We start from the raw sequence: 13,126 nt of genomic DNA, 5'->3' as shown, positions 1-13,126 counted from the left end.
TCCCTGCTCATGCCATTCCACTTGTGTTTAATAGCCTCATTCAGTTTTGCACCCGTTTTGACCTGATGGGGTTTTGAACTTGTTGTTCAGGTTCGAGTGCAAGCTCAGCTAATAATCAAAAAGGAATGAGATGATGAAAAAGACACTAATTAATTTGTTGGTTTTGAGTTTATTAAGCGCGCCAGTCGCCAGTGTGTCGGCGCAGGTTTCACTGCAAAACCAAGCTCAAGGACAGGAGCGCAGCTTAGATAATGACGTCGATGCCAGCGGTATGGCGATGGATGGCGAATACGCCAATGAGGACGAACAGCCAGAAGCCTTAATTGGCCTCGGTGGTGGTGCATTAGTGGGCGCGTTAGTCGGTGGCCCAGTGGGGGCCATTATTGGTGCATTCACTGGCACCTTGATTGGTAAGTCGGTTAGCGACACAGATACGCTGCACGTTCAGCAAAGACAGATCAGCCTGCAAGAGTCGCAATTATCCGAGTTGAGTGTAAAGCAACAAGCCGCCGAAAAACGCGCGAGCGAATATGCCAAGGCGCAGCAAGAGCTTAATAAGTTGCTATCTGCGCAACGTCAATTGCTCAGTGAACTCGCCCTAGGGCTAAACGTGCAGTTTCGCACTGGTTCCTCTGAGGTCGAATCGCATTTTTTGCCTCAATTAGATGATGTGGCCGAGGTGATGAATCTGTCGCCTGAGCTTAATTTGGAATTGAAAGGCTATGCCGATCGTCGGGGTGATGTGAGCTACAACCAAGCCCTTTCTGAGCAACGTTTACTGGAAGTCCGTGGCTACCTGATTAAGCAGGGCGTTGCCGCTGAACGCATGACAACACAAGCCTTTGGCGCTTTATCGCCACTGCAAGCGGAGCAGGACAGGGAATCGGATGTGTTCGATCGCCGTGTGACCTTGACCTTACAGCCTCATTCAACCTTGATGGCAACGCACACGACACAATAGCTGTCGATGTTAGTCGTCCATTCTAAGTCGTCAATTTAGAACATTCATTTTAACGACTGCGAACGTCAGTCCATATTAGTTAATAGCAAGAAGGAAGCCTTTGTGATGATCACAGGGAAAAGGGTAAAAGAAATCAGCGAAAGCTTAGCGATATTAATGATCAGTGCCGCCGTATGTTGGGGCTTGCCCTTTGTGGCATTAGCCTCACCTAATAGCACGGGCACATTGTCTGAGCCGCAGAATATTGCCTCGGCGCTGGTCGGCGAAAATACTGCTCAAAGTACGGCAGAATCACTGGTCATTAATTACGATGACATTACCCAGGGATTATTACTTTATCGCCAGCCGAGTGGCGCTTGGGTGCCATCTTTGCCACTCGATACACAAGTGTCGATGCAAGTCTCTGGCTTAAGTAATCGCGTTAGCGTGAAGCAGGTTTTTCGCAATAACACTGAGTTTGTGTTGAATGGGCAATATCTGTTCCCGCTGCCCAATGAGGCCGCGGTGGATTCGCTGCGATTACATATCGGCCAAAGGGTCATCGAAGGGCAAATTCATCTTAAGGCCGAGGCTAAGCAGATTTTTGAGCAAGCCAAAGCGGAGGGTAAACGCGCCAGCTTAGTGAGCCAAGAGCGGCCAAATATGTTCACGACCGAAGTGGCCAACCTAGCACCGCAGGAAGAGTTGATTGTCGAAATCAGCTATCAGGAGAGTATCAAATATGAAGATGGCTTGTTTAGCCTACGCTTTCCGCTGGTGGTCGCGCCTCGGTATATCCCGGGCTTAACCTCTGACGCCAGTGCTAGCGACTCAAATGAGCCTATGGCACGCCAATCGAGCCGAGTGACCAGCTCGCAGGTGTTTGATGCCGACCGGATTGTGGCGCCGGTGCGTAATGCGACCAGTGAACGCGATCCTGTGCTTAAGGCTGACATTCAAGTCTTACTCGCAAAGGGGGTTGATAAGGCGTCCATTGAGAGCCCTTACCATGATATCCAACTTAAGCAAACCAATAGCGGCGTCGATGTTTCACTGGCGCAACGTGTGCCTGCTAATCGTGACTTTGTATTGCAATGGCGTGTACAGCAGGGCACGAGTCCTATGGCTTGGGTGTTTAATCAACAGGGTAAGACCCATAAACCCGATGGCGATAATGTGTCTCAGGACACGCTTGAAACCAGCACAGCCAACGGCGTAAATGAAGATAATTACAGTCTTGTCATGGTGTTGCCTCCTAAGCTCGAAAAGAGCAACCAGCCGAGTTTGCCCCGCGAATTAATTCTGGTGATAGATACTTCGGGTTCTATGGCGGGGGATTCTATCGTTCAAGCCAAAAATGCACTGCTTTACGCATTAAAAGGACTCAAGCCCGAGGACAGTTTTAACATTATCGAATTTAACTCCAGTCTGTCTCAGTTTTCAGCGACATCATTACCGGCGACTTCGTCTAATTTGTCCCGCGCCCGTCAATTTGTGAGCCGTTTAAAAGCCGATGGTGGCACTGAAATGGCACTGGCACTGGACGCTGCATTGCCCAAATCCTTGGGCAGTGTCTCGCCCGATGCAGTGCAGCCTTTGCGCCAAGTGATCTTTATGACCGACGGCTCTGTGGGCAATGAGCAAGCCTTGTTTGATTTGATCCGCTACCAAATCGGTGAGAGCCGCTTGTTTACTGTTGGCATAGGCTCGGCGCCTAATTCTCACTTTATGCAAAGGGCGGCAGAACTGGGGCGCGGCACTTTTACTTATATTGGCAAAGTGGATGAAGTCGACGAGAAGATCAGCGCCTTACTGAGCAAAATTCAATATCCCGTATTAACCGATATTCAAGTGCGTTTTGATGATGGCAGTGTGCCCGATTACTGGCCGTCACCGATTGCTGATTTGTACCGCGGCGAGCCTGTGCTTGTGAGTCTAAAACGCAGCGCCCGTGAGCCGCAGGAATTAGTGATTTCAGGTCGCCAAGGGCATAAAAACTGGCAACAGTCGTTATCGCTGCAGGACAACTCAGCAGGACTTATTACCAATCAAGGTGCGGGTTTAGACTTGTTGTGGGCCCGTAAACAGATTGGCGCACTGGAGCTGAGTAAAAATGGTGCGAATGATGACAAGGTTAAGCAGCAAGTGACGGCTTTATCGATGAATTATCACTTAGTCAGCGCCTATACCAGCTTAGTGGCGGTGGACTTAACTCCAATCGATTCAACCGCAATGAGCCGCGATGCCGTGGTGCGTCAGCACTTGCCCTTAGGTTGGCAACCCTTTGGTGCCTTGCCGCAAACTGCGACATCGAGCCGTTTGGATATGTTATTGGGTGCATTGACCTTGCTACTGGCCTTGGTGCTTATGGGCTCGATTTTACGACAAAAACGCGAAGAGAAGGCGGCCATGATGGCGCTTACCTGTCATCGATGAACCAATGAATCATGAACGACGAGTAAAGCGCGATGAGCAAAGGCCGAACACAGCGATTTTTAGTGGTGGGATTATTTTTAATTGGTGCAACATTGTTAGGAAAGGGACTCTATATGCAAGCTAAAGCACACTTTGCCCAGTATTTGATTGAACAGGCGTGGACTAAAACCTTAGCCGATGGACAATCCCATAAGCCTTGGTCATGGGCAGATACTTACCCCGTCGCAAAGCTGTCGATTTATCGTGAACAAGCGGCTAACAACGATATTGAAGCCGAGCTTAATGACAGTTTATATGTATTGGCGGGGGCTTCTGGGCGAAATTTAGCCTTTGGCCCGAGTCTAGTGTTGTCCAGTGCGCCAGCGGGGCAAAAGGGCAATACTGTGATTGCCGGACACAGGGATACGCATTTTGCCATCCTTAATGGCATGACGGTAGGGCGTCGATTATTGCTGCAAACGCTTAAGGGAAATCACATTATTTATGAAGTAGTTGCGACTCAGGTAGTGCATGAAACTGAAACGCAGTTTATGGCGCCATCCGCTGATAATCGCTTAACCTTAATCACTTGCTATCCCTTCGATACGCTTCAAGGCGGCGCCGAACTGCGCTTTGTTGTGCAGGCGATACCCGTTGAAGATGAGCCAATGGAGACAGTTAGTGCTGATGTATCAACTTCAACTGGGGATGGGATGCCAGGGAAGGTCGCTTCTTTATCGCGCAGTTTCACCCATTAGATTACACGTTAAGTTGACCAAATAGTGCTTATCAGTAACCGTCAAATGACCTTCGCTTCACCGTCTTAGCCTGAAGCTGAATCATCGGCTCCAGGCTCATTCATTGCGTTGCGGTTATCACAACTAGGTTAATACACTCATGCCATTAAACTTATGTCATTACAATCAGGTCATTACAATCAGTTGCTGATCGGTAACACACGGTTTCGACCTAAGCGTTTAGCGTCATAAAGCAATTTATCTGCCGCTTCAATCAATTGCATGCCCGTTTGTTTTTCTTGCCATTGGGCAACCCCAAATGAGGCACTGATATTATTGATACGCTCGTCTTTACGTCTGTCTTTTAAGCTGAGCTTTTCGAGTCCACGGCGCATGGCTTCAGCCAGTTGCCTTGCGATACGTAACTGACTTTTAGGCACAATAATCGCAAACTCTTCACCGCCAAAACGATACAGTTTCGCACCATCGCGGCAGGATTCCTGTAGCCGTTTGGCCACGGCGCGTAACACTTGGTCGCCGAGCTGGTGGCCATAGGTGTCGTTAAATACTTTAAAATGGTCGATATCGGCCAAGATCACGCAGGTGCCTAAGGGCGCTTGGGCCAGCATGCCGGCAAAATCGCTGTCGAAGGCGCGGCGATTAAAGCAGCCAGTTAGTGCATCGTAGAGCACATCTTTTTCAGTTTGTTCGAGCTTTTTCTTTAGCGCATCGATTTCGGTTTGCGCTTTCTGCAATTGTCCGGTGAAGAACTCAGTGCTCGAGCGAATATTGTCTGACTCCTTGACTAAACTGCGCACCAGATCGAGCACTTGCTCAACACTAAATCCCTCATCTTCGATGCGATTGAGTTTTTCAAAATTACTCACGATGCGCGACTGGAATTCATTGGCATCCAGATTGGTATCTTTGAGCGATTGGGACAGTTCAGTCACCATAGCATCCAGATTCTGGCGCATTTCGCGGACATCGAGTTCAACGGGATCGGCAACATACTGGCGATATAAGAGTTCGCTACTTACAGGAGGACAGGTATTGTACTGGGCGATAACGGTATCGAGTCGTTGATTTAATTCAGGATTCTGTTCACCAACATAAGTGTACCAAAGTGCATAATTAACCGGGGTGGTCGGGATTTTATGTTTGAGCATCAGAGGCACAGCTTTTTTGAGATTGAGTGCAGCGGCTTGTAATAACTCTATCGACATATTGTTACCTTACTCAATGAAAATGCACGGATATTTTAAAGTTTTCGCTATTTATATTGTTGTTATTGGTTCAGGGTTAGCCACATATAACGTTGGGTTGATACCTACACGAACACAGTTTGTACTTGGGCTGCAGCGATTCCGTTTGCGTTAAGACTTACATCATAAACTAAAAATGATATGGTAAAGTCTATCCTTAAAATCAAATAATGATAATAACTTGGGAGAAAGTTGTGAAAAATATCCTCTTAGCCACAAGTCTGATGGTCACTGTCTCATTACCCGCTTTAGCTGAAACCGCATTTGTACAAAGCCTTGATCTCGCGCAATATCGAACCGATGTAAAAACCTTAGCAAGCGATGCCTTTGGTGGACGTGCGCCCTTGTCTGAAGGTGAAACCTTAACTTTAGACTATTTAGTAAAAGCATTTAAAGATATGGGTCTCAAACCCGGATTTGGTGACAGTTATCTGCAGGCCGTGCCTTTGGCGCAAATTAGTGCAGATCAAAATATGCAGCTTGATATCGGCGGGCTTAAATTTGCCAATGGCAGTGAATTTACCGCGAGAACCCAAAGAATAGCCGAAACCGTGAGTCTGAATAAAAGCGATGTGGTGTTTGTCGGCTACGGGATCAATGCGCCCGAATATGGCTGGAATGATTACCAAGGGTTAGATGTAAAAGGCAAAACCGTTATTGTGCTTGTGAATGATCCAGGCTTTGCGACTCAAGACCCTGCGGTATTTAAAGGCAATGCCATGACCTATTACGGTCGCTGGACTTATAAGTATGAGGAAGCCGCGCGTCAAGGTGCTGAGGCTGTGTTTATTGTCCATGAAACCGCGCCTGCCGCCTATGGTTGGGGTGTGGTGCAAAACTCCAACACAGGCACTAAGTTCACTCTGGTCGATGCCAATAATAATCAAGGTCAAGTTGGCGTGATGGGCTGGGTTCAGCACGAAACCGCGCAAAAAATATTCGCCAAAGCGGGACTGGATTTCGATACCTTAAAACAGCAAGCAGCCAAGCCAAACTTTAAGGCGATCCCACTTAAACTAAGCGCCCAGCTCACGTTAAACAATAAAATTGAACGCGCTGAGTCCCATAACGTCGCGGCTTTACTACCGGGTAAAACGCGCCCCGACGAAGTGGTGATGATGCATGCCCATTGGGATCACCTCGGTACTGTGATTGAAGACGGTAAGTCAGAGATTTTAAACGGAGCGGTCGATAATGCCAGCGGTGTGGCGGGGGTTTTAGTCTTGGCGCGTTACTTCAAACAGCAAGCCAAGATGGCAGCACTGGATCGCTCGGTGCTCTTCAGTGCCTTTACGGCGGAAGAAACCGGTCTGATCGGTGCACAGCATTTTGCTCAGCATCCGAGTGTGCCAACGAAAAACATCGTCGCCTTTTTAAATATCGATGGCATGAATGTGAATAAGGGCGTGGATTACATTTTGCGTTATGGTGAAGGCGTATCTGAGTTGGAGCAATACTTAGATAACGCCGCGAAGGCCCAAGAGCGTTCAGTTAAAGCCGATCCAAGACCGCAGAATGGGTTGATGTTTAGATCGGACCACTTTGCGCTGGCACAACAAGGTGTACCTGGATTGCTATTTATGAGCCTTGGAGATACCGATCCTGATTATATCGCCCATAAATATCATAAGCCTGCTGACGATTATGATCCAAGCTGGAATTTAGGCGGTGTCAGCCAAGATTTAGACCTTATCGCCAGTATGATTACCAGCTTAGCCAATAGTACCGATTGGCCCCATTGGCTTGAGTCATCTGACTTTAAAGCCAAGCGCGAGCAAGATGGGCGTAAATAGTGTTAATGAGTTGAATCATGAGGGCGCCAGTAGGTGCCCTTATTTTTTAACGCTGATTTTAGCTGGGGATTGAGCGATAGTTTAGCTAGGCGTAGCGATTTAAGACAATAAAGTCTTAATAGAATGTGTTTGAATTAAAAAGAATAACTGATGGAAAGCATAGGGCCGATAAAGCTGTAATAAATATTGTAATCGGCAATTTGAGTGTCTTTATTCGGCGAGTTTTGGGCGATATCCACATCAACTTTGTAGTAGTTATAGGCCACGCTCATGCGCCAGTTTTGGGTGATTTGTGCATCAACACCGACTTTAATATCAACGAGCTCGCCTTTTACATCATTGAGTGTGATGTAGAAATACTGTGCATGGCTGGTGATTTGCCAACCGGGAACAAATTCATACTGACCATAAATGCCAAAGTCCGGCAGTGGCGCAGTGACATTTTCATCAACAATGCGCGGGATCGCTTGGCTACCACAGACATTATTGAGTAATTCCGACGAAGCGCAAACCCCAATCACACCTTCAAAACCTGTCTTGATAAACATAGTGTGCAAACCAAATGACAGACCCACATCATAGTTACTGCCTTGAAAGACATCATAACCATAGCCTAAGCGCAGCACGTCGATGTTTAAGGTTGAACTGAGCTTACCGCCCGCTTTGATATCGTAAATGGTGTCGTTGATTTCGAGCTGGAAGGGCTTGGCTAAGGCTTGGGTGTCGGCGCTGCGGTGGAGTTGTTTCCAGTCGAGGTAGATATTGTGCCGCTCGTTGAAGTGATAATTTAACTCGATAAAAGGCAGGAATTCGTTTTCAGCGAGTTTGAGATCAGATTCATAATCTAAGGTGAAGTTATTACCCGAAACTGGGTTAGTGACTTCCATATTGGTGTCTGATTGTGAGTAGAAGCCGCCTAATTGAATAGTAAAGTCATCGGCTTGCACTTGAGTGCTGACGAGTGACGCTATGATGAGGGGTAACAGGCGAATCGACATGTTAAGGAGTAACTCCAGCATTATTCTTATTATGTTTAGCGATAAGGTCAGACTTTAGTGCCATAAAAAATCGACATTTGGAGTTTAACAGCAAATTTCGCGATGTGAATAAAATGTTTTAAAAAATTAGAAAATTTGTGATTTAAAACAAAAGTAGGACTTATTTTAGCGGCATTGAATGAAATTTGAGCGAAACATCACATCAATTGTGGATTGAAGGCTAACGCAAACGGTAATGGAGGGGCTAGAGTGCTACCTAGAAATGACTTCAGTATTGCAGCTTTGCTTGTGGCGCGATATGCCAATGAATGTGAAACATGATAAATGGGGGATAGTAATCAATTTAAGAATATCTAGCGGCGTGATACCGCTAGATATTAAGTTGTCCCTCATCCGCTATTTAGGCTCGATAACGGGCGTCACAGACGTTTCTACATTGTCAGTAATGACCACTTTGGGGCTACTTGGCTCATCTTTATTAAACATGCCTAAACGGATGCGAATAAAGTGTAAAATTTGCGCGGCAATATCCACATTCAAACAGGATTCTAAGCCTTCAAATCCTGGGGATGAGTTTGCTTCGCAAATTTTGTAATGGCCGTTGTCAAACAATAAATCGATACCCGCAACATCGAGATCGAGAATATTGGCTGTTTGCGTGGCAAGCCATTCAATTTCAGGAGTGATCTGAAATGGACGCGCTGAGCCGCCGGCACTGACATTGGCTTTAAAGCTGTCTTCTTGACCACGCCTTTCGTAGCAACCTGCAACACGACCACCGATGGTAAATACCCGTAGATCGCGCCCGTGACTGTTAGCGATAAACTCTTGCAGAATAATGTTAGCGTTTTTGTTGGTCGCTTCAATCAACTGCATTAGATCGTCAAATTCACGTGCCTTATGGGATAAAAACACACCGCTGCCCTGTGAGCCAGAAAGCGTTTTAATCACCACAGGAAAGCCGAGATGGCGCTCTACAAGGGCGATATCAACGGGGAATTTAACCAACATAGTTTTAGGCGTAGGCAAATTTTTCTCTGCCAACAATTGTTGGGAGAATAATTTGTCTTTAACGATTTCAATGGCTTTAGAAGGATTGAGGCAATACACCCCTAATCTTTCTAAGTGGCGAATAATGGCTAAGGCAAAGTAAGTTGTGCCAGATCCCATTCGCGGAATAATAAAATCGGGCAGCTCGACGGCTTGCCCATTCAATAAAATACTCTTGTTATCTTCTCTGGTGACAGTCAGATCAAATTCATCAGGTGCGTAAACTTCCAACTGTATGTTGTCGGCTTTTGCTGCCGCCAGTAGACGCTCAATTTCATACCATTCAGGTTTTAGCTGAGTCGCGGTTTCTTTATATAAAATCCAACCACGCATTTAGTAGCAAACCTTAATCTTCATTCTTTATCCTCGGGTTCAGGTTCATCCTGAACATCATCTTCAATATCAAATACAGCCTCAGCCTCAACTTCTATTTCGGGCTTGGTTGCAGGCAAATGCACTGTACCAACCACGGCATAAAAGGGTTTCCCCATGGCGAGCCTGCGATACTTTACCCAGATCTGCTCTAACAAGCTACTGGGCGCGATATTTCCTTTGGCGACTTCCACAAATTGGGCTTCATCGGAGGTGCAGGGCAAGGTTTTACCTTCGGCTAAATTCTTCATTGCATGACCATGCAATTCAAGCAGTTCAGCTTCCTTATTAGTAAAATCGCCGCTTCGTTTGAAGCCTTTGGGGAAATTCGTGTCGTCGTAGAAACGTTTTTGCGAGACAAAACTGGCAGCAGCTGAGCCGTTAAACGTCTCAGAACCCTTGTTAGCGTTTGAAAAAGACTGTTCAGACATGGCAGATACCCTCTAGTTTTTGATATACAAAGATTTGCAACTGGAGTATTGGCTAGTATTATTGATTTATAAATCAAAAAAATTTGCCTATGTTGGTCAAGAATTTTTATGGATACCGATTTACTGAAAACCTTTCTTGAAGTCTCCCGTACTCGCCATTTCGGTAAAGCGGCCGAGAATCTGTATCTCACGCGCAGTGCTGTTAGTTTTCGAGTCAAGCAGCTTGAGAGCATTTTAGGCGTCGCGCTGTTTGAGCGTCAGCGTAATAACATTCAGCCCACACCCGCAGGCGAGCGCATGCTTGGCCATGCCGAGGCGGTATTGACTGCGTGGGAGCGGGCTAAACAAGATGTTTCCCTTAGTCAGTTACAGTCGACTCAGCTTGCCATTGGTGCAGGGCCGAATATTTGGGATGCCTATTTGCAAGGTTATTTACAGGGGCTGCACGTGGGGCTGCCCGGCGTTGCGCTGCGCACCGAAGTGCTGCCTGCCAATGCGATGACGCGCCAATTAATGGATCGCACCCTCGATATCGCGATTTCATTCGATCCGCCAAAGCTTGATCAATTTGAATTAGTGCAGCTGGGGCAAATTAATTTGTTGTTGGTTTCGAGCCTAAAAGGTCAAACGGTGAATGCCGTGGTGCCGGGGCAATATGTAAAAGTGGATTGGGGGACGGCGTTTAATATTGTACATGCGCAGGAATATGCGTCGCTGCCTGTGCCGACACTGCACACGAGCTCTGCGCGTATCGCCTTGGATTTCATCTTAAATAATGGTGGTTGTGCTTTCTTACCCGAGCATTTGGTGCAGCATGCTTTGCGCAGCGGCGAATTGCATTACGTCAGTGGCGCCAGCGCTATTTCACGAAATGTGTATGTTGCCTATTGGGCGGAAAATGATCGTTTAGCCCAGATCAAACAAGCCATCGACTTTTTAAGGGACGATGGCTCAGTGTTTGCTCATGCGACTATCTAAAACGTCGGTGTTAAAACACCAGTGGCGCCAATACGACCAGCCAAGTTAATCCACACAGCGCAAGACTCATAAACACGGCAGCCGAGGCAATGTCCTTGGCTTGGCCGCTTAGTGGGTGAATTTCACTGCCGACACGATCGACCACAGCTTCAATCGCCGAGTTTAAAAGCTCAACAATCAACACGATAAACAGTGTAAAAATCAGCAACAAACGTTCAATCGTGCTGATATCAACCCACAAAGCCACGGGTAACATGACGATGGCCAACATTAATTCCTGTCTAAAAGCGGCTTCGTGGACCCAAGCGGCCTTTAAGCCCTTCATCGAAAATCCCGTCGCTCTGAAAATGCGTTTAATACCGTGATTGTTGGCTGGTTTCATAGTGTTTCCAATAGACATTAGCGACAATGCGCTGAGGTGTTGCTCACTCAAACAGGTTTGATAAAACCAACTGTTGTGGATTTTAACATTTGACTGAGTTAATAAATTTGGCCGCAGTATAGCCCGAGATGAAAAGCGCATAAACAATTAACTGAGTAAAATCGTCATCAACATTCGTTGTTAACTTAGGCGCTTAGTGAATTTCGGCATTTTTTTAGTGCAACTTGAGCTATGCGTTCTAAGCTTGTTGAAGGATATATTGCCAGAGTGAGCAAGGGAATGACTCATACCAGTCCGTTACAAGATTTAACATTTCATTGGTTTATCCGCTTTCGGTTTTTCAAACAACGTCTGTTCTTACTCAGTCTGCTCATTTTCTGTTGTTTCGATCCAGTGACCTATGCAAAAACATCACCACCTTCAATACAGTTGGCAACTGAGTTTGATGCCCAGCAAGAGATTAATATTCACGACTTTTTGATTAGCGAAAAACTTGATGGAGTTCGAGGTTACTGGAACGGAGAGGCATTATTGACTCGGCAAGGTAATCTTATTGCTGCTCCAACTTGGTTTATCGCGAATTTTCCGAATTATCCCCTCGATGGTGAATTATGGCTTGGGCGAGGTCAGTTTGAAGCGATGTCGAGCATAGTTCGACAAACCTTAGCTAAGGATGATGATTGGCGCAAAGTGCGATTTATGGTGTTCGATGTGCCTAAGGCGGGTGGCGACTTTCAACATCGCTATCAATTTGCGTTGACCGAATTAAGCGATAAATCGCATTATCTTGAAGTTATAGCGCAGTTCCAAGTGGACAGTCTGGAAGCTCTGTATCAAAAACTTGATAGCTTAGTTGCTAAAGGCGCTGAAGGATTAATGCTGCATCGCAGCTCCGCGATGTATGTCAGTGGCCGCAATCCTAATTTGATGAAATTAAAACCCTATTATGATGCTGAAGCGACAGTGATCGGCCATATTCCAGGTAAAGGTCAATTTGCAGGGCAAATGGGTGCAATAAGAGTGCAAACCCCAGACGGCCGGGTTTTCAACATAGGCACAGGTTTTAATCTCGCAGAGCGTCAACATCCCCCCGCCGTGGGCGCAATCATCACCTATAAATATTTAGGTCTTACCGTAAATGGCTTACCCAGATTTGCCAGCTTTCTGCGGGTACGAGTCGATGTGGATGAGGGTAATAAAGTCATTTCATCGCAAGAAGGAAACTAGCGGGGCAGTTCTGCCCGCAATACTGCTCCGCTAGTATTTAAATCATTACTCGTAAAAAGTGACTGTAGTAAGTAGTTGTTCACTATAATTAAAAATATCGTCTACTGAACTAATGGGATGACGAGTTTCATTTTTATTAGCATCCATTAATCCTAGGTATTTTTGTTTGGCATTAAAGTGCAATCGACATAAAGGTTTACGATTGTTGTCATCTAGTAACACACCAAAGTAGCTTTGTGTATCTCTCGCAATAATTCTATTTACTTCTAATTTTTGCCTCAAGATGGCTTTAATAATATTGAAACCTTCTATTTCTTCATCTGTTGTAATGACTATAATTTTTTTCGTCATCGGAAATTATTAAAGACTCGCTTGAGTTTTTATCTTCAACAACTGGCTTATCTCCACCAATAGCAAATTTTAATCGTTCATTGATACTGTCGCTTAGAAATTGTCTTAGTGCTTTATGCGTAATCTCTGCGAATTGGTGTTTCACTTTGGGTGTGAGAACACCATCGTAGGCTCTTGAAGCAAAAAA

The 13,126-nt window shown here is 46.0% G+C and carries 12 protein-coding genes and 1 pseudogene; 6 read left to right on the top strand and 7 right to left on the bottom strand.

The features are described 5' to 3' along the window. Positions 1–130: 130 nt before the first annotated feature. The 3 genes from pdsO (at position 131) to NE536_RS13500 (ending at position 4,113) form a co-directional block, all read left to right on the top strand. Entirely contained in the window at positions 131–961 is an 831-nt protein-coding gene (pdsO, locus tag NE536_RS13510) for a sortase-associated OmpA-like protein PdsO (RefSeq protein WP_342455083.1), read from the top strand. Positions 962–1,066: 105 nt separating this feature from the next. Continuing rightward, positions 1,067–3,376: a marine proteobacterial sortase target protein gene (locus NE536_RS13505; protein ID WP_261273011.1), complete on the top strand. Its 2,310-nt coding sequence runs from the start codon at positions 1,067–1,069 to the stop codon at positions 3,374–3,376. A 32-nt stretch (positions 3,377–3,408) separates the two neighbouring features. Further along, positions 3,409–4,113, top strand: coding sequence for a class GN sortase (locus NE536_RS13500; RefSeq protein ID WP_261273010.1), 705 nt, complete (start codon positions 3,409–3,411; stop codon positions 4,111–4,113). A gap of 179 nt (positions 4,114–4,292) precedes the next feature. Here the strand turns inward: NE536_RS13500 and NE536_RS13495 are convergent, their stop codons facing one another. Next, positions 4,293–5,318, bottom strand: coding sequence for a GGDEF domain-containing protein (locus tag NE536_RS13495; RefSeq protein WP_106650309.1), 1,026 nt, complete (start codon positions 5,316–5,318; stop codon positions 4,293–4,295). A 209-nt stretch (positions 5,319–5,527) separates the two neighbouring features. Here NE536_RS13495 and NE536_RS13490 point away from each other — a divergent pair, with 209 nt between their 5' ends. After that, positions 5,528–7,150 carry a M28 family metallopeptidase gene (locus NE536_RS13490; protein WP_261273009.1) on the top strand — a complete coding sequence of 541 codons (1,623 nt, stop codon included), beginning with the start codon at positions 5,528–5,530 and terminating at the stop codon, positions 7,148–7,150. 134 nt (positions 7,151–7,284) lie between these two features. Here NE536_RS13490 and NE536_RS13485 read toward each other — a convergent pair whose 3' ends face one another. The 3 genes from NE536_RS13485 to NE536_RS13475 all read right to left on the bottom strand — a co-directional run bounded on the left by NE536_RS13485 (position 7,285) and on the right by NE536_RS13475 (position 10,001). Beyond that, entirely contained in the window at positions 7,285–8,148 is an 864-nt protein-coding gene (locus NE536_RS13485; protein WP_261273049.1) for a DUF481 domain-containing protein, read from the bottom strand. Between the two features lie 396 nt (positions 8,149–8,544). After that, complete coding sequence (locus tag NE536_RS13480; protein WP_011846616.1) at positions 8,545–9,531, bottom strand: ATP-grasp domain-containing protein; 987 nt, start codon at positions 9,529–9,531, stop codon at positions 8,545–8,547. 20 nt (positions 9,532–9,551) lie between these two features. Beyond that, positions 9,552–10,001, bottom strand: coding sequence for a MaoP family protein (locus NE536_RS13475; protein ID WP_006081345.1), 450 nt, complete (start codon positions 9,999–10,001; stop codon positions 9,552–9,554). A gap of 108 nt (positions 10,002–10,109) precedes the next feature. Between NE536_RS13475 and hdfR the strand changes: the two genes are divergently transcribed. Further along, positions 10,110–10,979, top strand: coding sequence for an HTH-type transcriptional regulator HdfR (gene hdfR / locus NE536_RS13470; protein WP_261273008.1), 870 nt, complete (start codon positions 10,110–10,112; stop codon positions 10,977–10,979). Between the two features lie 10 nt (positions 10,980–10,989). Here hdfR and NE536_RS13465 read toward each other — a convergent pair whose 3' ends face one another. Beyond that, complete coding sequence (locus NE536_RS13465) at positions 10,990–11,361, bottom strand: diacylglycerol kinase (RefSeq protein ID WP_006086380.1); 372 nt, start codon at positions 11,359–11,361, stop codon at positions 10,990–10,992. Between the two features lie 279 nt (positions 11,362–11,640). Between NE536_RS13465 and NE536_RS13460 the strand changes: the two genes are divergently transcribed. Next, on the top strand, positions 11,641–12,588 hold the full coding sequence (locus tag NE536_RS13460; RefSeq protein WP_261273007.1) for a DNA ligase: 948 nt from the start codon (positions 11,641–11,643) through the stop codon (positions 12,586–12,588). A gap of 45 nt (positions 12,589–12,633) precedes the next feature. Here NE536_RS13460 and NE536_RS13455 read toward each other — a convergent pair whose 3' ends face one another. After that, complete coding sequence (locus NE536_RS13455) at positions 12,634–12,939, bottom strand: hypothetical protein (protein ID WP_261273006.1); 306 nt, start codon at positions 12,937–12,939, stop codon at positions 12,634–12,636. Next, positions 12,905–13,126: pseudogene (locus tag NE536_RS13450) on the bottom strand (restriction endonuclease); the annotation flags it as partial. The pseudogene NE536_RS13450 and the gene NE536_RS13455, both read right to left, overlap by 35 nt.

Source organism: Shewanella septentrionalis (genome assembly GCF_025370265.1).
Taxonomy (GTDB): domain Bacteria; phylum Pseudomonadota; class Gammaproteobacteria; order Enterobacterales; family Shewanellaceae; genus Shewanella; species Shewanella hafniensis.
The sequence above is the reverse complement of the archived record's forward strand: the minus strand, read 5'-3'. Positions and strand labels throughout refer to the sequence as shown.